Origin of the sequence: Kitasatospora sp. MAA4, from assembly GCF_029893355.1 — a bacterium.
Lineage (GTDB): Bacteria > Actinomycetota > Actinomycetes > Streptomycetales > Streptomycetaceae > Kitasatospora.
Window position 1 is genome coordinate 1 of sequence record NZ_JARZAI010000038.1, and the last position, 23829, is coordinate 23829.

General features: G+C 72.1%; 23 protein-coding genes and 1 pseudogene. 5 read left to right on the top strand and 19 right to left on the bottom strand.

Annotated elements, in window-relative coordinates:
• Window positions 1-190 precede the first annotated feature (190 nt).
• Complete coding sequence (locus tag P3T37_RS33250) at window positions 191-949, bottom strand: M23 family metallopeptidase (protein ID WP_280727665.1); 759 nt, start codon at window positions 947-949, stop codon at window positions 191-193.
• A 416-nt stretch (window positions 950-1365) separates the two neighbouring features.
• On the opposite strand from P3T37_RS33250, the gene P3T37_RS33255 reads away from it, so the two are divergent.
• The gene (locus P3T37_RS33255) at window positions 1366-2478 is read left to right on the top strand and encodes a hypothetical protein (RefSeq protein WP_280727666.1); all 1113 of its coding nucleotides are present in this window, start codon (window positions 1366-1368) and stop codon (window positions 2476-2478) included.
• Window positions 2479-2515: 37 nt separating this feature from the next.
• On the opposite strand, the gene P3T37_RS33260 is transcribed toward P3T37_RS33255, so the two are convergent.
• Window positions 2516-3100 carry a hypothetical protein gene (locus tag P3T37_RS33260; RefSeq protein ID WP_280727667.1) on the bottom strand — a complete coding sequence of 195 codons (585 nt, stop codon included), beginning with the start codon at window positions 3098-3100 and terminating at the stop codon, window positions 2516-2518.
• 82 nt (window positions 3101-3182) lie between these two features.
• Complete coding sequence (locus P3T37_RS33265) at window positions 3183-5699, bottom strand: ATP-dependent Clp protease ATP-binding subunit (protein WP_280727668.1); 2517 nt, start codon at window positions 5697-5699, stop codon at window positions 3183-3185.
• A 559-nt stretch (window positions 5700-6258) separates the two neighbouring features.
• Here P3T37_RS33265 and P3T37_RS33270 point away from each other — a divergent pair.
• Window positions 6259-6771: a hypothetical protein gene (locus P3T37_RS33270; RefSeq protein ID WP_280727669.1), complete on the top strand. Its 513-nt coding sequence runs from the start codon at window positions 6259-6261 to the stop codon at window positions 6769-6771.
• Between the two features lie 12 nt (window positions 6772-6783).
• On the opposite strand, the gene P3T37_RS33275 is transcribed toward P3T37_RS33270, so the two are convergent.
• From P3T37_RS33275 to P3T37_RS33340, 14 genes and pseudogenes are all read right to left on the bottom strand, one after another.
• Window positions 6784-7134, bottom strand: coding sequence for an Lsr2 family protein (locus P3T37_RS33275; RefSeq protein WP_280727670.1), 351 nt, complete (start codon window positions 7132-7134; stop codon window positions 6784-6786).
• 128 nt (window positions 7135-7262) lie between these two features.
• On the bottom strand, window positions 7263-7790 hold the full coding sequence (locus P3T37_RS33280; RefSeq protein ID WP_280727671.1) for an amino-acid N-acetyltransferase: 528 nt from the start codon (window positions 7788-7790) through the stop codon (window positions 7263-7265).
• Window positions 7791-7800: 10 nt separating this feature from the next.
• Entirely contained in the window at window positions 7801-8196 is a 396-nt protein-coding gene (locus P3T37_RS33285; RefSeq protein WP_280727672.1) for a BlaI/MecI/CopY family transcriptional regulator, read from the bottom strand.
• A 104-nt stretch (window positions 8197-8300) separates the two neighbouring features.
• Window positions 8301-8468 (bottom strand): hypothetical protein, encoded by a 168-nt coding sequence (locus tag P3T37_RS33290; protein WP_280727673.1) that lies wholly within the window; start codon window positions 8466-8468, stop codon window positions 8301-8303.
• Between the two features lie 4 nt (window positions 8469-8472).
• Window positions 8473-10038 (bottom strand): annotated as a pseudogene (lysX, locus tag P3T37_RS33295) (bifunctional lysylphosphatidylglycerol synthetase/lysine--tRNA ligase LysX); the annotation flags it as partial.
• A gap of 91 nt (window positions 10039-10129) precedes the next feature.
• The gene (locus P3T37_RS33300) at window positions 10130-10957 is read right to left on the bottom strand and encodes a hypothetical protein (protein WP_280727674.1); all 828 of its coding nucleotides are present in this window, start codon (window positions 10955-10957) and stop codon (window positions 10130-10132) included.
• A 78-nt stretch (window positions 10958-11035) separates the two neighbouring features.
• On the bottom strand, window positions 11036-11821 hold the full coding sequence (locus tag P3T37_RS33305; protein ID WP_280727675.1) for a type III pantothenate kinase: 786 nt from the start codon (window positions 11819-11821) through the stop codon (window positions 11036-11038).
• Window positions 11822-11848: 27 nt separating this feature from the next.
• Window positions 11849-12817 carry a carboxylating nicotinate-nucleotide diphosphorylase gene (nadC, locus tag P3T37_RS33310; RefSeq protein ID WP_280727676.1) on the bottom strand — a complete coding sequence of 323 codons (969 nt, stop codon included), beginning with the start codon at window positions 12815-12817 and terminating at the stop codon, window positions 11849-11851.
• Between the two features lie 3 nt (window positions 12818-12820).
• Entirely contained in the window at window positions 12821-14509 is a 1689-nt protein-coding gene (locus tag P3T37_RS33315; protein ID WP_280727677.1) for an L-aspartate oxidase, read from the bottom strand.
• Window positions 14510-14529: 20 nt separating this feature from the next.
• Window positions 14530-14949 carry an aspartate 1-decarboxylase gene (gene panD, locus P3T37_RS33320; protein ID WP_280727678.1) on the bottom strand — a complete coding sequence of 140 codons (420 nt, stop codon included), beginning with the start codon at window positions 14947-14949 and terminating at the stop codon, window positions 14530-14532.
• A gap of 49 nt (window positions 14950-14998) precedes the next feature.
• Window positions 14999-15895 (bottom strand): pantoate--beta-alanine ligase, encoded by an 897-nt coding sequence (gene panC, locus P3T37_RS33325; RefSeq protein ID WP_280727679.1) that lies wholly within the window; start codon window positions 15893-15895, stop codon window positions 14999-15001.
• Window positions 15895-16803, bottom strand: a complete 909-nt coding sequence (locus P3T37_RS33330; RefSeq protein ID WP_280727724.1) for a DUF2520 domain-containing protein — start codon at window positions 16801-16803, stop codon at window positions 15895-15897. Before P3T37_RS33330 ends, panC begins: the two co-directional genes overlap by 1 nt.
• A 69-nt stretch (window positions 16804-16872) precedes the next feature.
• Window positions 16873-17562 carry a response regulator transcription factor gene (locus P3T37_RS33335; RefSeq protein WP_280727680.1) on the bottom strand — a complete coding sequence of 230 codons (690 nt, stop codon included), beginning with the start codon at window positions 17560-17562 and terminating at the stop codon, window positions 16873-16875.
• 7 nt (window positions 17563-17569) lie between these two features.
• Window positions 17570-18769, bottom strand: a complete 1200-nt coding sequence (locus tag P3T37_RS33340) for a sensor histidine kinase (RefSeq protein ID WP_280727681.1) — start codon at window positions 18767-18769, stop codon at window positions 17570-17572.
• A 93-nt stretch (window positions 18770-18862) separates the two neighbouring features.
• On the opposite strand from P3T37_RS33340, the gene P3T37_RS33345 reads away from it, so the two are divergent.
• On the top strand, window positions 18863-19867 hold the full coding sequence (locus tag P3T37_RS33345; RefSeq protein WP_280727682.1) for an SAM-dependent methyltransferase: 1005 nt from the start codon (window positions 18863-18865) through the stop codon (window positions 19865-19867).
• A gap of 2 nt (window positions 19868-19869) precedes the next feature.
• Window positions 19870-21018 carry an NADH-quinone oxidoreductase subunit D gene (locus P3T37_RS33350; RefSeq protein ID WP_280727725.1) on the top strand — a complete coding sequence of 383 codons (1149 nt, stop codon included), beginning with the start codon at window positions 19870-19872 and terminating at the stop codon, window positions 21016-21018.
• A 6-nt stretch (window positions 21019-21024) separates the two neighbouring features.
• Here the strand turns inward: P3T37_RS33350 and P3T37_RS33355 are convergent, their stop codons facing one another.
• Together P3T37_RS33355 and P3T37_RS33360 are read right to left on the bottom strand one after the other, a co-directional pair.
• Window positions 21025-21873: a hypothetical protein gene (locus P3T37_RS33355; protein WP_280727726.1), complete on the bottom strand. Its 849-nt coding sequence runs from the start codon at window positions 21871-21873 to the stop codon at window positions 21025-21027.
• Between the two features lie 34 nt (window positions 21874-21907).
• Window positions 21908-22660, bottom strand: a complete 753-nt coding sequence (locus P3T37_RS33360) for an alpha/beta hydrolase (protein WP_280727683.1) — start codon at window positions 22658-22660, stop codon at window positions 21908-21910.
• Window positions 22661-22779: 119 nt separating this feature from the next.
• On the opposite strand from P3T37_RS33360, the gene P3T37_RS33365 reads away from it, so the two are divergent.
• The gene (locus P3T37_RS33365; RefSeq protein WP_280727684.1) at window positions 22780-23718 is read left to right on the top strand and encodes a Ppx/GppA phosphatase family protein; all 939 of its coding nucleotides are present in this window, start codon (window positions 22780-22782) and stop codon (window positions 23716-23718) included.
• The last annotated feature ends 111 nt before the right edge of the window (window positions 23719-23829 follow it).

Consider the following 23829-nt stretch of genomic DNA (forward strand, 5'->3'; position numbering starts at 1 on the left):
GACATGCTCGCCGCTCCCGCCCAGCACGCCGCGGTCACCGTCCTCGCGGACGCCCCCACCGCCGCCGACGGGACCCCGATCGTCGCCCCGGGCACCGAGGAGTGGCAGTAGCCGAACATCTCCCCCTGTGCCCGGGGGCCGCCGCGGATCATCCGATCCGGGCGGCCCCCGGGCACAGTGCTGTGCGGGGTCAGAAGTCGCGGACTCCGTGTCCGGCGAGGTAGCCGATCGGGTCGATGACGTCCCCGTAGCTGTTGCTGGTGCGGATCTCGAAGTGCAGGTGCGGGCCGGTGGAGTTGCCGGTGCTGCCGGAGGCGCCGACCTGCTGGCCGGCCGTCACCTGCTGGCCGGTGCTGACGTCCAGTCTGGAGAGGTGCGCGTACTGGGCGTAGCGGCCGTCGGCCAGCTTGAGGACGATCTGGTTGCCGTACGAGCCGGCGTAGCCGGCCGACACGGTGGTGGCGTCGCCGACCGCGAGGACGGGTGTGCCCTGGTCCACCGCGAAGTCCACGCCGGTGTGGTAGCCGGCCGCGTACTCGGGGTTCGGCACGCCGAACGGGTTGGTGATCGGCGCGCCGGGGACGGGCGCGGACCAGTGCGGCGCGACCGGTGCCGGCGCCGGCGCGGCGGGCGGGGCCGGCGGGCTGCCCGGGGTGAGGTTGAGCGCCACCGCGACGGCGTCCTGCGAACTGCCCGCGCCGACGGGCGGCAGATAGGCGGTCGGCTCGGTCAGCTGGACCACACCGGTGGACGGCTGGACGCCGTGCTCGGCGGTGAACGCGGAGCTCCCGGGGGTGGTCGGCCGAACCGTCTGGGCGCTGGCGCTGCCCGGTACAGCGGCCAGTATCACCCCGAGCAGCACGGCGCTCGCGGCGGCGGCCGAGGCGGCCTTGCGCCGGTGCGGGCCGTGGAAGACCGCGTACGGGTTGATGCGTGGGGAAAGGGACATCGTGCGTGACCTCGCAGCGATCGGGGCAGCGTGGAGCCAGGCCTTGGTGCGGGCACTCGCCGGGGACCATTCAGGTGTAACCGTCGGTGAGGCGGTACCGAAATCCGATCAACTACTACGGCGTGTAGTGCGGTCCGACAGATAATTTCAGGCGCTTGGCGGAGTGATCTCCTTATCCGACCTTCATATCGTCATCCCAGACCGCCCGTTGCCCGGCCGGCGCCGCGCTCCGGCAGCGCCCGGACACCCGCCCGCTCTCCTACCCGGCCTCGTAGCGGCTCGCCACGCTGTGAGCAGGACCACGGAGTTCCCGCACGGGAGTGCTGTTGCACGGCTGTGACGGTTGCCACACCGATCCCGGATTTCCGACTGTCAGGCTTCTCCTATCACCGCACATTCCCTGGGGGGAACCGATCATGTCCGCTCGCATCCGCAGCCGCAGCACCCTCACCGCCGTCGCCCTGATCGCCGCCGTCACCGGTTCGGCGCTGCTGACCGGCTGCGGGCCGGACAACCCCGTGGCCGCGCCCTCCGCGCCCTCCGCCGCCTCCCCGAACCAGAGCGCAGCCCCCGCCACCGGCACGCCGACCGGCGAGGGCCGACCCTCGGGCACGCCGAGCCGCGGGCCGCACCCCACGACCTCCGGCAAGCCGAGCACCAGCGCCCACCCCACGGCCTCGGCCACCCCCAGCGGGACCGCGGTCGTGCCGAGCGTGAACGGCACCGCGCACACCGCACTGACCATCAGCAACGGTACGAACTTCGTGGTGATGAACGGGACTTCGGTCGACTTCGGTACCGTCGTGCGGGACCTCGCATGGTCCCCGAACGGCAGCCGGGCCGCCTTCATCGACGGCGCGGGCAACCTCGTCACCAGCAACCCCGACGGCTCCGGCCGGCACACCGTCGCCATCGCCCCCAGCGGCGAGAGCTGGTCGCACCCGACCTGGCAGGTGACGCAGCCCGGGGACGCGAACGGCGTCCCGGTGAAGAACAGCATCTTCTTCGCCGCCTCCAAGGACGGCGTCTCGCGCCTGGAGGGCGTCCCGGCCACCGCCGTCCACGGCACGCCCGTCCCTCTGATCCTGGCGACCTACGGCGGCGACAACCTGCCCCCCAACCCGGTCACCGGCAACGACTGGCCCAACGTCGCGGGCAAGGTCGGCGACGCCGTCTACGCCAACTCCACCACCGGCGACGTCTACATCCGCGACGACTACCTGCGCCAGCAGGGCGGTGTGTACACCCAGGGCTCCCAGCCCGCGATGTCCCCCGACGAGCGGACCGTCGTCTTCGTCCGCTCGGTCGACGGGCACGACCACCTCTTCGCGAACACCGAGGGCCCCGGCAAGCCCGCCAAGGACCTCACCCCGGCCGCCACCACGGACTACACCGAGCCGGCCTTCTCGCCGGACGGCAAGACCATCGCGGTCCGGACCCCGGACGGCGTCGCCACCCTGCCGGCCGACGGCAGCGCCGCCCCCAAGCTGATCTCCACCACCGCCGGCCTGCCCGCCTACCGCGGCTGATCACGCCTACCCGGTCCGGTCCGCCTACCCGGTCTGCCTACCCGGTCCGGCGGGCCAGTTCGGCCTCCAACTCGGCGAGGTGGCCGTCGGCGGTGTCGTGCGGCAGGAACTCGACCACCTCGAGGAAGCGGAACAGCACCTGGCTGCCGGTGATCGCGAACTCGTAGTCCGCGAAGCCCACCACCGCGCCGAGGGTGCCCCGGACGGCGCCGCGCACCACGTGCGCGGTCAGCTCGTCCGGCTGCTCGGCGCCCAGCCCGCGCCGGGCGTTGGGCCGGGCCAGGTAGGGGCAGACCATCGAGGCGTACAGCATGCACGCGCGGTGCCCGGGGGCCTCCAGGGTCGGCGCGAGATTGCGGTACGGCCGACCGCCGGCCAGCGCCTCACCGATCGCGGCGCTCTCGGCGGCGCCCACCACGCGCCAGACGCTGCCGCGCTCCATCAGGGTGTTGCAGACCGAGCAGAGCCGCTGCCGCGCGCAGTCGGCGCTGCGCCCGTAGTCGGTGAGGGCGAACTGCGGCTCCTCGCCCTCCCACGGGGTGATGGCCGGCACGGGGTAGCCGCGGGTGTCGCGGGGCCTGGCCTGGACGGTCTGCGGCATCGGAACCGAGTCAAAGCGCATCCCCCATGCCTACCACGCCGCGAAAGTGCCCCGCTCCCCGGCTGAACCAGCCGAGGAGCGGGGCACTTTCGTGCGAAACGTGTTACTTCGTCAGATCCGGACCCGGCGCCACCACGGCGGCCGGAGTGTCGGCCACGGCCGACTTGTCCTCGCCGCGGAAGGTGAACTTGGCTTCCTTGCCGTCGCCCTCCACACCGACCACCACGATCTGGCCGGCCCGCAGCTCACCGAAGAGGATCTTCTCGGAGAGGTGGTCCTCGATCTCGCGCTGGATGGTGCGGCGCAGCGGACGGGCACCGAGCACCGGGTCGTAGCCGCGCTTGGCCAGCAGCTGCTTCGCCTCGATGCTGAGCTCCAGACCCATGTCGCGGTCCTTGAGCCGGCCGTCCACCTTGTCGACCATGAGGTCGACGATCTGGATGATGTCTTCCTCGGTCAGCTGGTGGAAGACGACGATGTCGTCGACACGGTTGAGGAACTCGGGGCGGAAGTGCTGCTTGAGCTCCTCGCCGACCTTGTTCTTCATCCGCTCGTAGCCCGAGGCGGTGTCGCCCTGGGCCGCGAAGCCCAGGTTGAAGCCCTTGGAGATGTCCCGGGTGCCGAGGTTGGTGGTCATGATGATGACGGTGTTCTTGAAGTCCACCACCCGGCCCTGGGAGTCGGTCAGTCGACCGTCCTCCAGGATCTGCAGCAGCGAGTTGAAGATGTCCGGGTGGGCCTTCTCGACCTCGTCGAACAGCACGACCGAGAACGGCTTGCGGCGCACCTTCTCGGTGAGCTGGCCGCCCTCCTCGTACCCGACGTAGCCGGGCGGCGAGCCGAAGAGTCGCGAGACGGTGTGCTTCTCGCTGAACTCCGACATGTCGAGGGCGATCAGGGCGTCCTCGTCACCGAAGAGGAACTCGGCGAGCGTCTTGGACAGCTCGGTCTTACCGACGCCGGACGGACCGGCGAAGATGAACGAACCGCCGGGACGCTTCGGGTCCTTGAGGCCCGCACGGGTGCGCCGGATGGCCTGCGAGAGCGCCTTGATGGCGTCCTTCTGGCCGATGACGCGCTTGTGCAGCTCGTCCTCCATGCGCAGCAGCCGCGAGGACTCCTCCTCGGTCAGCTTGAAGACCGGGATGCCGGTGGCCGTCGCCAGCACCTCGGCGATCAGCTCCTCGTCCACCTCGGCGACGACGTCCATGTCGCCGGCCTTCCACTCCTTCTCGCGCTTGGCCTTCGCGTTCAGGAGCTGCTTCTCGTCATCGCGCAGCGAGGCGGCCTTCTCGAAGTCCTGCGCGTCGATCGCGCTCTCCTTCTCGCGGCGCACGTCGGCGATCTTCTCGTCGAACTCCCGCAGGTCCGGCGGCGCGGTCATCCGGCGGATGCGCATCCGGGAGCCGGCCTCGTCGATCAGGTCGATCGCCTTGTCCGGCAGGAAGCGGTCCGAGATGTACCGGTCGGCGAGGGTGGCCGCGGCGACCAGGGCGGCGTCCGTGATGGACACCCGGTGGTGCGCCTCGTAGCGGTCCCGCAGGCCCTTGAGGATCTCGATGGTGTGCGGCAGCGACGGCTCGGCGACCTGGATCGGCTGGAAGCGGCGCTCCAGCGCGGCGTCCTTCTCCAGGTGCTTGCGGTACTCGTCCAGCGTCGTTGCACCGATGGTCTGCAGCTCACCGCGGGCCAGCATCGGCTTGAGGATGCTGGCGGCGTCGATGGCACCCTCGGCGGCGCCCGCGCCGACCAGGGTGTGCAGCTCGTCGATGAACAGGATGATGTCGCCGCGGGTGCGGATCTCCTTGAGCACCTTCTTCAGGCGCTCCTCGAAGTCACCGCGGTAGCGCGAGCCGGCGACCAGCGCGCCCAGGTCGAGGGTGTAGAGCTGCTTGTCCTTCAGCGTCTCCGGGACCTCGCCCTTGACGATCGCCTGGGCCAGGCCCTCGACGACGGCGGTCTTGCCGACGCCGGGCTCGCCGATCAGGACCGGGTTGTTCTTGGTGCGGCGGGACAGCACCTGCATGACCCGCTCGATCTCCTTCTCGCGCCCGATCACCGGGTCGAGCTTGGCCTCGCGGGCGGCCTGGGTCAGGTTGCGGCCGAACTGGTCCAGGACCAGCGAGGTCGACGGTGTGCCCTCGGCGGGGCCGCCTGCGGTGGCCGACTCCTTGCCGCCGCCCTGGTAACCGGACAGCAGCTGGATCACCTGCTGGCGGACGCGGTTCAGGTCGGCGCCCAGCTTCACCAGGACCTGGGCGGCGACGCCCTCGCCCTCGCGAATCAGGCCGAGCAGGATGTGCTCGGTGCCGATGTAGTTGTGGCCCAGCTGAAGGGCCTCGCGGAGCGACAGCTCCAGGACCTTCTTCGCCCGGGGGGTGAAGGGGATGTGACCGGACGGGGCCTGCTGGCCCTGGCCGATGATCTCCTCGACCTGCTGGCGGACCGCCTCAAGAGAAATCCCGAGGCTCTCCAGGGCCTTAGCGGCGACACCCTCACCCTCGTGGATCAGGCCCAGGAGGATGTGCTCGGTGCCGATGTAGTTGTGGTTGAGCATCCGGGCTTCTTCCTGAGCCAGGACGACAACCCGCCGCGCGCGGTCGGTGAACCTCTCGAACATCGTTAATCGCTCCTCAGAGCGGTCGGTCAGTTCGGGGTCGGTCCCCGCCCTGTCCTTCCGCATGCTAGTCCCGCTCAGCGGCGCGGCAGGGGCCCCTCCCGCCCGATGGTGGGCAAAGGAGGGTGGATCTCCCCCCACGTGTGTGGGGGAATCATGCTGCACGACCAGCCGACACCCTTCCCAACCTGATGCTGGGAGACGGTGTTCCCGCTAGTCCGCCCGATGCACGTGTTGCCGCTACGCCAATGGCGAACACGCTCCGCTCCGATCGGTGGAACGGTGTGCACTCGCCTCGATCGCCGGCTTCGCGGCCTGCCACCGGTTCGGGCCTGAACCCGTCCCACCTGCATTCATACCGGAAATTGCGGCGGTTCTCGTGCAGTTTCCCAGCTGGTGTTGTTCGCTGGGCGAGAAGTCTGCCGATCCGGGCCCCGGATGACGGGGTCTCAGGACCGGCGGCGATAGCCGGCCGATAGCCGGCATGCCCGGCCGACAGCCGGACAGGGCCAATCGGGGCGGACGGCGTGACCGAGCCGCTCCTCCCAGCGTTGCACAGTCCGTGAGTTCCCCGCAGTCCCCGACCCGGTCCCAGGGTGCCGACCCGGCCGCGACGCTGCTGGGCTGCGACCGGCTGGAGCTGGCGGCCGGGGCGGGCCGGGCCGCGCTCGCCCGCTCGGAGCGGCTGGGCCGGCCCACCGGGCCGGTACTGCAGGCGACGGCCGCGCAGACCGGGGAGCGGTGGCTCTACCTGCTGGCGGAGGGGACGGCCGAGCTGGTACCCGGGCTGCTGCACTGGCTCGGCTGGGGGCCGGAGCTCGGCCTGGACCTGGCCGCCCGCCCGGCGCTCCCGCAGCGCCCCGCGACGGTGCCACGGCCACGGGGCGCGGAGGAGGATCCTCCGCGCCCCGTGACCGACGGGCACGCGCTGTGCCGTGTCCGCTGGGTACGTGCTCGCTCGGCCGCCGGGCCGCCGCTCGGTCTCGACCTGGCCTCGCCGGCGCTGCTGCGGCTGCTGGACGGGCTGGCCGAGGCCTGCCTCCGCGACCGACTGGGCCTGCCGCCGGCCCGCTGAGGCCGACCCGCCTCAGGAGGCGTTGGCCGCCTCGTACGCCTCGCGCACGTTGCTGGGGACGCGGCCGCGGTCGTTGACCGAGAAGCCGTTGTCCTTCGCCCAGGTGCGGATCTTGGCGGTGTCCGCGCCACCGGCGGCCGGACGGGCGGTGCCACGGCCGCCGGCACGGCGGACGCTGGTGAGCCGACCGCTCTGCTTGCGGCCCTTGTCGACGTACGGAGCCAACAGGCTGCGCAGTTTGTCCGCGTTCGCGGACGTGAGGTCGATCTCGTAGGCAACGCCGTCGAGGGCGAACGTCACCGTCTCGTCCGCCGAACCGCCGTCGAGATCGTCTTCAAGAATGACCTGCACCCTCTGTGCCACGGGCTTCCCTTTCCGCTTAACGACCCAATGCCTTAGGGAAAGGAAACCGCCTTTTCTCGAAAAACACAAACCCCGGACTGTTCGGGCCCAGGCCGGCTACCGCTCTGGCAAGTCCGCCGGACGTCGGTTCAGAGGTGCAGTAGCATGCGCGAGTTGCCCAGGGTGTTGGGCTTCACACGCTCCAGGCCGAGGAACTCGGCGACTCCTTCGTCGTACGAGTGAAGGAGTTCTTCATACACTTCCGTAGCGATGACCGCCGGATCTGTCGTACCATCATCGGTTTCACCGATCTCGATGAAGCCGTGTTTCGCGAAGAACGCCACCTCGAACGTCAAGCAGAAAATCCGACGTACACCCAGTCCCCGCGCGGTCTCCACCAACTGTTCCAGAAGTCGGTGTCCAACGCCGTGACCTCGGCAGATCGGATCGACGGCGAGTGTGCGGACCTCCGCGAGGTCCAGCCACATGACGTGCAGAGCGCCGCAGGCGACCACCTCGCCGGTGTCCAGGCGCTCGGCGACCCAGAACTCCTGAACGGATTCGAACAGGGTGACGGTGGGCTTGTCGAGCAGAATGCCGTCCTGCGAGTAAGCGTCGATGAGCCGTCGAACGGTCCTGACATCGTCGGTCCGCGCCCGGCGGATGGTGACCTCCATGGGCGGGACGTTATCGCGTCGGCCCGTCCTCGGTCTCCCCGGTCCGGTCGGGCCCGGCGACACGCAGCGCGTCCCGCAGTGCCTCGCGCTGCTCGGCCGACATCAGTCCGAAGAAGTGCACCAGGGCCGCCGCCGGATTGTCACTGGTGGCCCAGGCGTCGTTCATGAGTGCCGCGGTGTAGGCCTCGCGTGAGGAGACCGGCTCATATCGATAGGCGCGGCCCGCGCGTTCCCGGCGCAGCCAGCCCTTTCTGTAGAGCTTGTCGAGGACGGTCATCGCCGTGGTGTAGGCGATATCGCGTTCCTCGCGCAGATCGAGGAGTACCTCGCGAACGGTCACCGGGCGGTTCCACTGCCACACCCGGGTCATGATGGCGTTCTCCAGTTCACCGAGCTGCCGCACCATGGGGCAACCATAGGGAAAAATCGGACAAAACGCATGACGCCACTTCGGGGGGCACGCCGCAGGCCGCCGCCCGAGTACGGGCGACGGCCTGCGGCGGGGAGCTGCTATTCCGCGGTACGGGGTGCGGAGGCGGCGGCGGCCGCCAGCGCGTCGGCGGCGGCGTCCTCCTTGCCCTTCTGGTCGCCGCCCTGGGTGCGGATGATCGCCCGCACCAGGAATCCGAAACCGATCGCCATCACCAGTGGCGGCACAATCGCGCTGATGTACTGCATCAGGTCACTCTCCCTCGGTCTTTTCGACGGACTCGGACTCGGACTCGGTCTTGGCCGCGGGCTTGGCCTGGTCCGGGCGGACCAGCGGGAAGAGCACCGTCTCGCGGATGTTCTTGCCGGTGAGCAGCATGATCAGGCGGTCCACGCCGAGCCCGAGGCCACCGGTCGGCGGCATCGCGTACTCCAGCGCCCGCAGGAAGTCCTCGTCGACCTGCATCGCCTCGACGTCGCCGCCGGCCGCCAGCAGCGACTGCGCGGTGAGCCGGGCGCGCTGCTCGACCGGGTCGATCAGCTCGGAGTAGGCGGTGCCGATCTCGGTCCCGAAGATCACCAGGTCCCACTTCTCGGCCACACCCGGGATCGAGCGGTGCTGGCGGGTGAGCGGCGAGACCTCGGTCGGGTAGTCCCGGATGAAGGTCGGCCGGACGGCGTTCTCCTCCAGCAGGCGCTCGATCATCTCCAGGATGATCTGCCCGTGGCCCCACTCCTTCTCGTAGGGCACGCCGGCCGCGTCGGCGAGCTTGCGCAGCTCCTCGACGGTGCTCTGCGGGGTGACCTCGGTGCCGAGGCGCTCGGAGATGCCGGGGTAGACGCTGACCTCGTCCCACGGCTCGGCCAGGTCGATCTCGTGCTCGACGCCGTGCGGGTCCGTGCCGCGGACCACCGTGGTGCCCAGCGCGTCCTTGGCGGCGTTGATCACGATCGCCCGGATCAGCTCGGCCTGGGTGTCGTAGTCGCCGTACGCCTCGTAGGACTCCAGCGCGGTGAACTCCGGGTTGTGGGTCGCGTCGGCGCCCTCGTTGCGGAAGTTCCGGTTGATCTCGAAGACCTTCTCGGCGCCGCCGACCACCAGCCGCTTGAGGTAGAGCTCGGTGGCGATCCGCAGGTAGAGGTCGATGTCGTAGGCGTTGATGTGCGTGATGAACGGGCGGGCGTTGGCGCCGCCGTGGATCGGCTGCAGCATCGGGGTCTCGACCTCGAGGTAGCCGCGCTGCTCGTAGGTGTTGCGGATCGAGCGGACCACGGTGCTGCGCAGCCGCAGCATCTCGCGCGCCTCGGGGTTGACGATCAGGTCCACGTAGCGCTGGCGGACTCGGGCCTCCGGGTCGGTCAGGCCCTTGTGCTTGTCGGGCAGCGGGCGCAGGCACTTGGCGGTCAGCGCCCAGCTGTCGACCATGATGCTGAGTTCGCCGCGCTTGGAGGTGATCACCTCGCCCTCGACGCCCACCTGGTCGCCGAGGTCGATGTCGGACTTCCAGTCGGCCAGCCGCTCCGGGCCGAGCTTGTCCAGGGAGAACATCACCTGGAGGTCGCCGGAGCCGTCGCGCAGGGTGGCGAAGCAGAGCTTGCCGCCGGTGCGGGCCAGGATCACCCGGCCGGTGACGCCGGCCCGGGCGCCGGTCGCGGTGTCCGGCTCCAGGTCGGGGTGCTCGGCCCGCAGGTCGGCGATGGTGGTGGTCCGGGGGAAGCCCACCGGGTACGGGTCGACCCCCGCCGCGCGGAGCCGTTCGAGCTTCTCGCGCCGGACGCGCATCTGCTCGGGGAGGTCGTCGGTCGCGGGGAGGCTGTTCTGGTCGCTCACCTCACCAGGGTAACGACCGTCCCCTCGTGGTCCGCCACCGGATATCGCGGGTCGCGGACCACAAGGGACGGGCCGGTCGTCAGCCGGTGCCGGTGGCCAGTTCGTCGCCCTCGCGAAGGGGGGTGCGGACCGGCGTGCGGACGGCGGTGTGCACCGGCGGGTGGGCCGAGGGCTTGGGGCGCCGGGCGAAGAGCTCGGAGGGGGTCGGCACCCGCGGGGCGCGGTGGCCGGGCTCGCTCGCGGCGGCGGTGGCTGCGGCGTCGGTGCTGCGCGGCTCGGTGGGGCTGCTCATCGGAATCGGTCCTCCAGCTCGGTCGGTGGGACTGCTCGGTGGAACGGCGGCGAGTGCGGACAGGTGGCCGGGCGCCGGAGCCGGCGTCGGGCTGGGCACGGCGGCGAGGTGGCGCGGGGCGAGGGCCGGGGCGGGCGAGGGGTGCGGGAAGCCCGTACTGAGGGCCAGTCGGACCCGGACGGCGGCCTCGGCCAGCGCGTGGCAGCGGCCCGCCAGCCGCGAGCGGCGGGAGCGCTCACCCGGGCCGCAGGGCAGCCGGGAGAGCGAGCGCAGTGCCGACAGGTCGTCAGGACCGGGCAGGTAGCCGTCGGTGACGGCCTCCTCCAGCCGTTCCAGGTACCCGCGGGCGCTGCCGGGCAGCGCGGACCGGTAGCGGGACAGCTCGTCCAGCAGGAAGCTCCGCAGCCGACCGCCCTCCTGGGCGGCCTCGTCGATCGCCTCGGCCAGCCGCAGTGCCTCCTGGACGTCCTCCGCCCAGAGGTCTGCGCCGTGCGTACCGAGCGTCAGTTGGGCGGGGACAGCGGGGTGGAGGGCTTGGGCGAGGGCACGGCGCAGCACGCGCACTTCGTCGGCGCTGAAGGCCATGCCGCCGCGGGACCCATGTGGCGTAGGCATAAAATGACCCTACGTGAGGAATATCCGATTTGTCGGTAACCTCGCGCGGTGCCGCCCCCTGGATCACCCGATGATCGCTCAGCTGGGCTTGTTGCGCTCGTACACCAGCCGCAGGCCGATCAGGGTGAGCCAGGGCTCGTGGACGTCGATCGCCGCGGCCTCGCCGAGCACCAGTGGGGCCAGCCCGCCGGTGGCGATCACCTGGACGTCCTCCGGGTCCTTGGCCAGCTCCTTGGACATCCGGGCCACCAGGCCGTCCACCTGGCCCGCGAAGCCGTACAGGATGCCGGACTGCATGCCCTCGACGGTGTTCTTGCCGATCACGTTGCGCGGCCGGGTCAGCTCGATCTTGCGCAGCTGGGCGCCGCGGACCCCGAGCGCCTCGACCGAGATCTCGATGCCGGGCGCGATCGCGCCGCCGATGTAGTCGCCGCGCTCGTTGATCGCGTCGAAGGTGGTGGCGGTGCCGAAGTCGACCACGATGCACGGTCCCCCGTACAGGTGGTTGGCGGCCAGCGCGTTGACGATCCGGTCGGCGCCGACCTCCTTGGGGTTGTCCATCAGGACGTGCACCCCGGTCTTCACCCCGGGCTCCACGATCACCGCGGGCACGTCGCCGTAGTAGCGGCGGGTCACCTCGCGCAGCTCGTGGAGCACCGCGGGCACCGAGGAGCAGATCGCCAGACCGTCGACCCGCTCCTCGGAGGCCATCGGGTGAGAGCCCATCAGACCCTGCATCAGCACCGCCAACTCGTCCGCGGTGCGGCGCGGGTCGGTGGAGATCCGCCAGTGCTCGACGATCTCCTCACCGTCGAACAGGCCGAGCGTGGTCTGGGTGTTGCCGACGTCGATGGTGAGGAGCATGAGCCGCTTTCCGAGTGGTTGGAAGGATTACGGACGGAGGTCCAGACCGATGTCCAGGATCGGTGAGGAATGGGTGAGCGCTCCGACGGCCAGGTAGTCGACACCAGTCTCGGCCACCGCACGCGCGGTGGCCAGGGTCAGACCGCCGGAAGCTTCCAGCTTGGCCCGGCCGGCCACCAGCTTGACCGCCTCGGCCAGCTGATCCACCGTGAAGTTGTCGAGCAGGATCTGGTCGGCCCCGGCCTCCAGCACCGGCGGGATCTGCTCCAGGGTGTCCACCTCGACCTGCACCGGCAGCTCGGGGTAGGCGGCCCGGACGGCCCGGAAGGCCTCGGCCACGCCGCCCGCGGCGACCACGTGGTTGTCCTTGATCAGTGCCGCGTCGGAGAGCGCCATCCGGTGGTTGACGCCGCCGCCGGCCCGCACCGCGTACTTCTGCAGCGAGCGCAGGCCCGGGTGGGTCTTGCGGGTGTCCCGGACCCGTGCACCGGTGCCCTCCAGCGCGTCGACCCAGGCCCGGGTGGCGGTGGCGATGCCGGACAGGTGGCAGAGCAGGTTGAGCGCGCTGCGCTCGGCGGTCAGCAGGTCGCGGGTGCGGCTGCGCACCGAGAGCAGCACCTGGCCGGCCGCCACCGCGTCGCCGTCCTCGACGTGCCGCTCGACCTCGAACTCCTCCTCGCAGATCAGCGAGACGACGGCCTCGGCGATCCGCAGGCCGGCCACCACGCCGGCCTCGCGGGCGGTGAAGTCGGCGGTGGCGACGGCGTCGGCCGGCACGGTGGCGATCGAGGTGACGTCCTCGCCGCCGGCCAGGTCCTCGGCCAGCGCCAGGGTCGCGATGTCCTCGACCTCCACCGGGTCCAGGCCGGCCGCCTCCAGCAGCTCGGCCAGCGCCGGGTCCAGGCCGGTCTCGTAGCCCTCGCCGTCGCCGCAGGCGCAGCCGTCGCCGCAGCCGTCCTGCTCGGCCAGCGGGAGTTCCTCGTGCGTGTGCGACATGACTTACTGCTCCTCGGAAGTGCTGATGAGTGCGACTGCGGGGGCGCCGGAAACGGCATCCAGGGTGGTGATCAGGTGGCGCTGCCAGTGGGCGTCGTCCCGCTCGGGGAAGTCCTCGCGCCAGTGGCAGCCGCGGGTCTCGGCCCGCTCGGCGGCCGCGGCCACCAGGGCCTGGGCGACCAGCAGCAGGTTGGCCGCCTCCCAGGTCTCCACCCGCGGGTCGGCGGGCTTCTCCTCGGCGGCCCGCGCGGCGGCGGCCCGGCCCAGCGCGGCCAGCCCGTCGGCGGTGCCGGCCATGCTGGCGGCCGAGCGCAGCACGCCCGCGCCGGAGCTCATCAGCCGCTGGATCTCGGCCCGGGTCTCGGGCGAGGGCAGCGGGACGGGCCGGGCGGCGTGGGCGGCCGGGACGTCCACCGAACGCTCCGGCAGCCGGCCGGCCGCGTGCCGCTCGACCAGGTCGGCGGCGATCCGCTCGGCGAAGACCAGGCCTTCGAGCAGCGAGTTGGAGGCCAGCCGGTTGGCGCCGTGCACGCCCGTGCAGGCCACCTCGCCGCAGGCGTACAGGCCCGGGACGGTGGTGTGGCCGTGCGGGTCGGTGCGGACACCGCCGGAGGCGTAGTGCGCGGCGGGCGCGACCGGGATCAGCCCGGTGATCGGGTCGATGCCGTGCGCGCGGCAGGAGGCCAGGATGGTGGGGAAGCGCTCCTCCCACATCGCGGCGCCGAAGTGCCGCCCGTCCAGGTACATGTGCTCGGCGCCCTGCGCCAGCATCTGCTGGGTGATCGCCTTGGCGACGATGTCGCGCGGCGCCAGCTCGGCCAGCTCGTGCTGCCCGAGCATGAAGCGGGTGCCCTCGCCGTCCACCAGGTACGCGCCCTCGCCGCGGACGGCCTCGGAGACCAGCGGCTGCTGGCCCTCGGCCTCTGGGCCCAGCCACATCACGGTGGGGTGGAACTGGACGAACTCCAGGTCGGTCACCTCGGCGCCGGCGCGCAGCGCGAGCGCCACGCCGTCGCCGGTGGAGACCGCCGGGTTGGTGGTGGCCGAGAAGACCTGGCCCATCCCGCCGGTGGCCAGCACCACGGCGCGGGCCCGGATCGCGCCGACGCCGTCGCGCTGGCCCTCGCCCATCACGTGCAGGGTCAGGCCGGCCGCGTGGCCGTCGGAGTCGGTGAGCAGGTCGAGCACGAGAGCGTGCTCGATCAGCTCCAGGCCGGGGTCGCTGCGCACGGCGGAGACCAGGGCGCGCGATATCTCGGCGCCCGTCGCGTCGCCGCCCGCGTGCACGATCCGGTTCCGGTGGTGGCCGCCCTCGCGGGTCAGCAGGATCTCGCCGTCGGTGTCCTGGTCGAAGGCGGCGCCGGTGGCGATCAGGTGCCGGACGGCGTCCGGGCCCTCGGTGACCAGGGTGCGCACGGCCTCCTCGTCGCAGAGCCCGGCGCCCGCGACCAGCGTGTCGGCCAGGTGCTGCTCGGGCGTGTCGCCCTCGCCCAGGGCGGCGGCTATGCCGCCCTGGGCCCAGCGGGTGGAGCCGTCGTCCAGCATCGCCTTGGTGACCACCGTCACCCGTAGACCGGCCTTGCGGACGCCCAGCGCGACGGTCAGCCCGGCCACCCCGGAACCGACCACGACCACGTCGGTGGTGGCGGTCCAGCCCGGGGCGGGGGCGGTGAGGCGGTGGGTCACTGGCATGGTGTTGCTCCGGTCTATCTCTAGAAGGCGTGGACGGCGTCGCCGCGGAGGGTGTCCGTCCCCGGCAGGGCCTCGGCCGGGTCCGCGCCGGTCCCGGTGACCCTGTTGTCGGCGTCCACGAAGACCACCTTGGGCCGGTAGGACCTGGCCTCGGCGGTGTCCATCTGCCCGTAGGCGATGAGTATCACCAGGTCGCCCGGGTGGACCAGGCGGGCCGCGGCGCCGTTGATCCCGATCACGCCGGTCCCGCGCGGGCCGGCGATCGTGTAGGTCTCCAGCCGGGCGCCGTTGTTGATGTCGACGATGTGGACCAGCTCGCCGGGGAGCAGGTCGGCGGCGTCGAGCAGGTCCTGGTCCACCGTCACCGAGCCGACGTAGTGCAGGTCGGCCTGGGTGACGGTGGCACGGTGGATCTTGGACTTGAGCATGGTGCGAAGCATTGGTCACGCCTCCAGAGGTGAGTGCATGCCTACTACGGCGGTGCCGTGTCTATCGGACGATGATGCGAACGTTGTCGATCAGGCGGGTGGACCCTACCTTGGCGGCCACGGCCAGCACCGCCTCGCCCTGGAAGTCGTCCGGGGCCTCGACGAACTCGTCCGGGTCGATCAGGGCGAGGTAGTCGAGCGTGATGCCCTCGGCGGCGTCCAGCACGGCCGCGGCGGCCGCGCGGACGGCCTTCGGGCCCTGGGCGGCGACGTCCCGGCCGGCGAACAGCGCGGCGGAGAGCGCCAGCGCCCGTGCGCGCTCGTCCTCGGACAGGAAGCGGTTGCGCGAGGAGAGCGCCAGGCCGTCGCTCTCGCGGACGGTCGGGACGCCGATCACCTCCACGTCGAAGTCCAGGTCGGCCACCATCCGCTGGACGATCGCCAGCTGCTGGGCGTCCTTCTCGCCGAAGAAGGCGAAGTCCGGGTCGGTGATGTGCAGCAGCTTGGCCACCACGGTCAGCATGCCGTCGAAGTGGCCGGGACGGGTGGTCCCCTCGAAGCGCTCGCCCATCGGGCCCGCGGAGATCCGCACCTGCGGCTCGCCGTTCGGGTAGACCTCCTCGGGCAGCGGGGCGAAGACCACGTCGGCGCCGGCCTCCTCGGCCAGCCGGACGTCGGCGGCCAGCGTGCGCGGGTAGCGGTCCAGGTCCTCGCCGGCCGCGAACTGCAGCGGGTTGACGAAGACGGTCACCGCGACCCGGCCGTCCGCGCCGACCTCCTTGCGGGCCGCCCGGATCAGCGCGGCGTGACCCTCGTGCAGCGCGCCCATGGTCATCACCACGGCGTTGTCCACCGGCTGCTCGTCCGGCCAGAAGGCGGGCTCGAAGTCGGCGATGGTGTGGGTCAGGGCGGTCGTGCGGGGCTTGGACGCCTTGGCGGCCGGCTTCGGTCGTGCCATCAGTGGTTCTCCTCGTTGAGTACGTCCAGCAGCGCTGCCGCAGACTCTTCCTTCAGCGTCCCGCCCGCGAGGGCCCGCTGCGCGGTGGCGCGGGCCATCGCCCGGTACGCGGCGGGGATGTCCGGGGACACCGTACTGAGCTGCTCCAGGTGGCGGCGCACCGTCCCCACGTCGCCGCGGGCGACCGGGCCGGTCAGCGCGGCGTCGCCGGAGCGCAGGCTGTTGTCGAGCGCGGCGCCGAGCAGCGGGCCGAGCAGTCGGCCGGGCTCGGCCACGCCGGCCGTCCGCAGCAGTTCCAGCGCCTGGGCGACCAGGGTGACCAGGTGGTTCGCGCCGTGCGCGAGGGCCGTGTGGTAGAGCGGGCGGACCTCCTCGGGCACCCACTCCGGCTCACCGCCCATCTCCACCACCAGCGCCTCGGCGACCGGGCGCAGCTCGTCCGGCGCGGTCACCCCGAACGGGCAGCCGGCCAGCCGGGCCACGTCCACCGAGGTGCCGGTGAAGGTCATCGCGGGGTGCAGCGCGAGCGGCAGTGCGCCGGCCCGGGTGGCGGGTTCGAGCACCGCCACGCCCATCGCGCCGGAGGTGTGCACCAGGATCTGGCCCGGGCGGATCGCGCCGGTGGCGGCCAGCCCGGCCACCAGGGCGGGCAGCGCGTCGTCGGGGACGGTCAGCAGCACCAGGTCGGCGGCGGCCAGCACCTGCGGCGGCGTCACCAGCCGCACGCCCGGCAGCAGGGCCTCGGCGCGCCGGCGGGAGGTGGTCGACACGCCGGAGGCGGCGACCACGCGGTGGCCGGCCAGTTGCAGGGCGGCGCCGAGGGCGGGGCCGACCCGGCCCGTGCCCACCACGCCGACGGCGAGTCGGGCCGGGCGGCCGGCCGGGTCCCCGGCGGCGGGGTCGAACAGGTCGGGCGTGTCCACGGCTGCGTTCCAGTCCTCTACGGGTACCAGACGTACCGCACCATGGTACGGCTCTCAGTCGGAGCTTCCGGCCCGGACCAGCCCGGCCTCGTAGGCCAGCACGACGGCCTGCACCCGGTCGCGCAGGTTCAGCTTGGCCAGGATGCGCCCGACGTGGGTCTTCACGGTGGCCTCGGAGAGGGCCAGCTGGGCGGCCACCTCGCTGTTCGACAGGCCCTGGACGACCAGCAGGAAGACCTCGCGCTCGCGGTCGGTCAGCGGGTCCAGGACGGCCGGGCTGCCGGCGGCGCGCGCCACCGGCAGCACCTCGGCGAAGCGGTCGATCATGCGGCGGGTGGTGGTCGGGGCGACCACGGCGTCCCCCGCGTGGACCGAGCGGATCGCGGCCACCAGCTCGGTCGGCGGCACGTCCTTGAGCAGGAAGCCGCTGGCCCCGGCCTTGAGTGCGGCGAAGGCGTACTCGTCCAGGTCGAAGGTGGTGAGGATCAGCACGCGCGGCGCGTCGTGCAGCGGGCTGCCGTCCTGGGCCAGGCAGATCCGCCGGGTGGCCTGGACGCCGTCCAGCCGCGGCATCCGGACGTCCATCAGGATCACGTCGACCTCGGTCTGCCGCAGCACCTCCAGCGCCTGGGCGCCGTCGCCCGCCTCGGCGGCGATCTCGATGTCGCCCTGCGACTGCAACACCATCCGGAAGCCCGTGCGCAGCAGTTCCTGGTCGTCGACGAGCATCACGCGGATGGTCATGGTTCTCCTACTTGCCGGTCTTCAGGGGGAGGACGGCGCGGATCCGGAACCCGCCGCCCGGGCGCGGGCCGGCGTCCAGACTGCCGCTGACCATGCCGATCCGCTCGCGCATGCCGATCAGACCATGCCCCAGGCCGTCGGCGCCGCCCTGGGCGAGCTTCTCGTCGGTGGCGCCACGCCCGTCGTCCTCGATCAGCACGTTGAGGTCGCGGTCGCCGAAGTCCACCGCGACCCGGGCGCTGGCCCCGGGACCGCCGTGCTTGCGGACGTTGGTGAGCGCCTCCTGGACGATCCGGTAGACCGTCAGCTCCACGCCGCGCGGCAGCTCGCGGGGCTCGCCGGTGCTGCTGAACTCGACCGGCAGCCCGGCCGTGCGCACCTGTTCCAGCAGGTCGGGCAGCTCCTCGACACTGGGCTGCGGCACGTACTCGCCGGTGGCGTCCGCGGTGCGCAGCACGCCCAGCAGCCGGCGCATCTCCACCAGCGCCTGGCGGCCGGTGGAGGCGATCGTGCCGAGCGCCTCCTTGGCCTGCTGCGGCGAGTTGTCGAGCACGTAGGCGGCGCCGTCGGCCTGGACGATCATGACCGAGACGTTGTGCGCCACCACGTCGTGCAGCTCGCGGGCGATCCGGGCCCGCTCGGCGGCCACCGCCACCTTGGCCTGGGCGTCCCGTTCGCGCTCCAGCCGGGCGGCCCGGTCCTCCAGCTCCACCAGGTAGGCCCGGCGCACCCGGGTCAGCCGCCCCCAGGCCCAGCACAGGATGAACGGGGTGGAGAGCAGCACGGACTGGAAGATGACCCAGATCAGCTTGCGGTGGTCGGGGGAGGTGTTGTCGCTGAGGAAGACGTGGACGGTGAGCGGCCCGGCCAGCAGGCCGCCCGCCAGCGCCACCCGGGACGCCCAGGCCGAGCCGAAGGCGGCGCCGGTGTAGACGAAGACCAGGTAGGCGATGGACGAGGCGTCCGGCGGCAGCTTGGCCAGCACCTGGACGATCCCGATCACCAGCGCGGCGGCCACCGCCGCGTCCGGCCAGCGGCGGCGCACCACCATGAGCCCGCCGAGGGCGAGCGAGACGGCGGCGAACGGCAGCGGCGAACCCTCGCTGCCGCCGATGGTGGAGAGCGCGGCGAAGCAGAGCACGAGCAGCGCCCAGCCGCCATCGACCACCAGGGGGTGTCCGCGAAGCCAGGCGTTGAGTCGATGCACCAGACCAGCCTAGGCAGTCGAAACGCCACTTCCCGTCCGTCGGGAGGGCGATCCCCTCTCGTCCGCAGGTCGGAGCCCGGTACCGTCACGGACATGAGCTGGATGCGGTGGCGGCCCGCCATGGAAGAGGCCCTCTACGGGTCCAAGGGCGGTTTCTACCGCAGGCCGGAGGGCCCGGCCGGGCACTTCCGCACCTCGGTGCACGCCTCGCGCCAGTACGCGCAGGCGGTCGGCCGGCTGCTCCTGGAGGTGGACGAGGCGCTCGGCCACCCGCAGGAGATCTCCCTGATCGACGTCGGGGCCGGCCGCGGCGAGCTGGTGGCCGCGCTGGCGGATCTGCTGCCCGGGCGGCTGCGCGCGTACGGGGTGGAGCTGGCCGCGCGGCCGGCCGGGCTGCCGGACGGCGTGCGCTGGACGGCCGAGCCGCCGCGCGGCGCGGTGGGGCTGCTCTTCGCCAACGAGTGGCTGGACAATGTGCCGCTGGACATCGCCGAGCCCGGCCCGGACGGGTCGCTGCACTACGTCGAGGTGTCGGCCGAGGGCGAGGAGCGCCCGGGTCCGCCGCTCAGCGCCGAGGACGCCGCCTGGGCGGCCCGCTGGTGGCCGGCCGACGCGCCGCGGGTGGAGCTCGGCGGCCCGCGGGACGCGGCCTGGGCCGCCGCGGTGGGCACGCTGGAGCGCGGTCTCGCGGTGGCGGTGGACTACGCGCACGAGAAGTCGGACCGGCCGATCTTCGGGTCGCTGACCGGATTCCGGGCCGGTCGCGAGGTCCGCCCGGTGCCGGACGGCAGCTGCGATCTCACCGCCCACGTGGCCCTGGACTCGGCGGCGGTGCGCGGCGCCGAGGATGTCCACACCCTGTGGACGACGCAGCGCGAGGCACTGCGCGCCCTCGGTGTGGACGGCGCACGGCCCCCGCTCGCACAGGCCTCCAGCGACCCCGCCGGGTACCTCCGCGCGCTCGGAGCCGCAGGTGAGGCCGCCGAGCTGACCGCCACCGGAGGCCTCGGCGGCTTCGGCTGGTTGGTGCAGGCCGTCCGGATTCCGATACCGACCAGCCTGCGAGGGCTGCCGGGATGGCAGACTCTGACCCCATGAGCATCAGGGAGACCACCGTCGGCATCGGTGCGGGGGCGGAGCAGACCGCCACCGACATGGTGCTGAACATCGGCCCGCAGCATCCGTCCACGCACGGCGTGCTGCGGCTCAAACTCGTGCTGGACGGCGAGCGCATCGTCTCGGCCGAGCCGGTGATCGGCTACATGCACCGCGGCGCGGAGAAACTCTTCGAGGCGCGGGACTACCGGCAGATCATCATGCTGGCGAACCGGCACGACTGGCTCTCCGCCTTCGCCAACGAGCTGGGCGTGGTGCTGGCCGTCGAGCGGATGCTCGGCATGGAGGTCCCCGAGCGGGCGGTCTGGGTACGAACCCTGCTGGCCGAGCTCAACCGGGTGCTCAACCACCTGATGTTCCTCGGCTCCTACCCGCTGGAGCTGGGCGGGATCACCCCCGTCTTCCACGCCTTCACCTCCCGCGAGGAGCTCCAGCAGGTGCTGGAGGAGGCCAGCGGCGGCCGGATGCACTACATGTTCAACCGGGTCGGCGGCCTCAAGGAGGACCTGCCGAACGGCTGGCTCGGCCGGGTCAGGACCGCCGTCGCAACCGTCCGCGCCCAGCTGCCGGTCTTCGAGGACCTGGTGCTCGGCAACGAGATCTTCCGGGCCCGGACGGCCGGCGTCGGCGTGCTCTCGGCCGAGCACGTGAAGGCGTACGGCATCAGCGGCCCGATCGCGCGCGCCTCGGGCGTCGACTTCGACCTGCGCCGGGACGAGCCGTACCTCGCGTACGGGGAGCTCCAGGACGTGCTGACCGTGGTCACCCGCGAGGAGGGCGACTGCCTGGCCCGCTTCGAGTGCCTGCTGGAGCAGACCGTCAACGCGCTCGACCTGGCCGACGCCTGCCTCGACCGGCTGGCCGGCCTGCCGGCCGGCCCGGTCAACCTCCGGCTGCCCAAGGTGCTCAAGGCCCCCGAGGGCGAGACCTACGCCTGGACCGAGAACCCGCTCGGGATCAACGGCTACTACCTGGTCTCGCGCGGCGACAAGACGCCGTGGCGGCTCAAGCTCCGCTCGGCGTCCTTCAACAACATCCAGGCGCTCACCGAGCTGCTGCCCGGGACCCTGGTCGCCGACATGGTCGCCATCCTCGGGTCGATGTTCTTCGTGGTCGGCGACATCGACAAGTAGCGAGGGCTACTTGCTCTTCTTGGGCTTCGCCTTGGGCTTCGGGTCGGCCGGGTGCGGCGCGAGCTTGCGGTCGCCCTTCGAGGCGATCCGCTGCTCGCACAGCTCGGCCAGCACGGCGTAGCCCTTCGGTCCCATCAGCTCGGTCAGCTCCGGGCGGTAGCTGACGAACACCGGGTCGGGGCCGTCGTGCGCCTCCGGGCTGCCGGTGCACCACCAGTGCAGGTCGATGCCGCCCGGGCCCCAGCCGCGGCGGTCGTACTCGCCGATGGTGACCTGGAGGTAGCGGGTGTCGTCCGGGCGGTCGATCCAGTCGTAGGTGCGGCGGACCGGCAGCTGCCAGCAGACGTCCGGCTTGGTCTCCAGCGGCTCCTTGCCCTCGGCCAGCGCCAGGGTGTGCAGCGCGCAGCCCTCGCCGCCGGCGAAGCCGGGGCGGTTGAGGAAGATGCAGGCGCCGTCGACCCGGCGGGTCTGCCGGTCGCCGTCCTCGTCGAGCATCGTGATGCCGCCGTCCACGACGAGCTTGCCCTTGGCGTCGGTGCCCTCGCCGAAGAGCTGCCAGGTCTGCGGGGTGAGCCGGGCGGCGTGGCCGATCACGCGCTTCTCGTCGTCCTCGTCCGAGTAGTGCGCGCCGAGCGTGCAGCAGCCGTCCGAGGCACCGCGGCCCGGGCGGATGCCGTGGCAGCCGCGGCCGAAGATGCAGGTCCAGCGCGAGGTCAGCCAGGTCAGGTCACAGCGGAAGACCTGCTCCTCGTCGGCCGGGTCGGCGAACTCGACCCAGGCGCGCGGGAAGTCGAGCGGGACCTCCGGGCCGGGCTTCTCGGTCTTGGTCTTGGTCTTGAGCTTGGGGGTGGGGATGTCGATGGCTGCCACCCGGCAAGGGTAGGCCCTGTCACCGCAGGAAGGCCTCCAGTGCCGCCGCGAAGGCGACCGGGACCTCGTACATCGGGTAGTGCCCGCTGGCCGGCAGCACCTCGATCTCGGCCTGCGGGTAGTGCGGCAGCCAGGTCGCGCGCAGCACCTGCTCGGTCAGCGCGGCGTCGTGCTCGCACGCGAACACCTTCACCGGCAGCGGGCTGCCGGTGATCTTGGCGGCGAAATCCTGGGTGGTCCACTCGGTGAGGTAGGCGGCGAACGCCTCCGGACGGGACTGGGCCAGCGACTGCGCCGTCATCCGGTCCAGCCAGACGGCGCCGGCGCGTTGCCCGGTGGCCAGGTCGAGGATCGCGCGGCGGTTGGCGGGACGGTCCGCGGCGCCGTGGAACAGGTCGTACGCATCGCCGTCCAGCGGGAACGCGGAGGCCGGTACCGGAGCGATCCCGACCAGCTTGCGCACCCGGTGCGGTGCCTCGGCCAGCACCCGCTGCGCCGCCTTGCCACCCATCGAGTGGCCGACCAGCGAGAAGGTCTGCCAGCCGAGCTGGTCGGCCAGCGCCAGCGCGTCCTGGGCGATCTCGGCCACCGTGTACTCGCCGGGGACGTCGGCCCGGTCGCCGTAGCCGCGGTAGTCCAGGAAGGCGTAACTGAAGGCCTCGGGGTCGAGGTAGTCGAGGAACTGCCCCCACCCGGCAGTGGTGCCGAACCAGTCGTGCAGCACGATGACCTGGTGCTCGCCGCTGCCGAGCAGTCGGTGACGGATCGTCATGTCCGGTTTCTCCCAAGGCGATGGACGGGGCATTCGGTGAACAGCCTCCTCCGCTACCGCTCGACGGGCAATCGAACAGACGGGCTTTCCTCAGGTCGGGTGCCGTAGCGTGGTGATTTATGCGACTCGGTGTGCTCGACGTAGGTTCCAACACCGTCCACTTCCTCGTGGTGGACGCCCACCCCGGTGCTGCCCCGCTGCCCGCGTACTCGCACAAGGCGGAGCTGCGGCTCGCCGAGCTGCTCGACGCGCAGGGGGCGATCAGCGAGGCCGGCGTCGAGCTGCTGATCGGCATGGTCGCCTCCTCGATCCGGGTGGCCGAGGACAAGGGCGTGGTCGACCTGCTGCCGTTCGCCACCTCCGCGGTGCGCGAGGCGGCCAACGGCGAGGCCGTGCTCAAGCGGGTGGAGGACGAGACCGGCATCGAGTTGCAGGTGCTCTCCGGCGAGGAGGAGGCCCGGCTCACCTTCCTCGCCGTCCGGCGCTGGTTCGGCTGGTCCTCCGGGCGGCTGCTGGACCTGGACATCGGCGGCGGCTCGCTGGAGATCGCCTGCGGCCTGGACGAGCAGCCCGACGTGGCCATCTCGCTGCCGCTGGGCGCGGGCCGGCTGACCGCCGCCTGGCTGCCGGACGAGGTCGCCGACCCGGAGCGGCTGCGCGACCTGCGCCGGCACATCCGGGCCGAGATCGCGGGCGTGGTCGGCGAGGTGGCCCGGCTCGGACCGCCGGACCACGCGGTGGCCACCTCCAAGACCTTCAAGCAGCTGGCCCGGATGACCGGCGCGGCCCCGGCCGAGGCCGGCCTGCTGGTGACCAGACGGCTGACCCGCTCCGGCCTGTCCGCCTGGCTGCCGCGGCTGTCCGCCATGACGGTGGCCGAGCGGGCCCGGATCCCCGGCGTCTCCGAGGGCCGGGCCAAGCAGCTGCTGGCCGGCGCGCTGGTGGCCGACGCGGCGATGGACCTGTTCGGCCTCGACGAGCTGGACATCTGCCCCTGGGCCCTGCGCGAGGGCATCATCCTGCGCCGCCTGGACACCCTGGCCGCGCAGAACGGCTAGCCCGTACCTCCGCCGGGGGCGCGGGCCGCATACGCTGTCCCCGTGGTGCGAGCAGGCGGACCGGAGGACGAAGAGCCGGACGGCGAGGAGCGCGCCCGCGGCCCGCGCCGC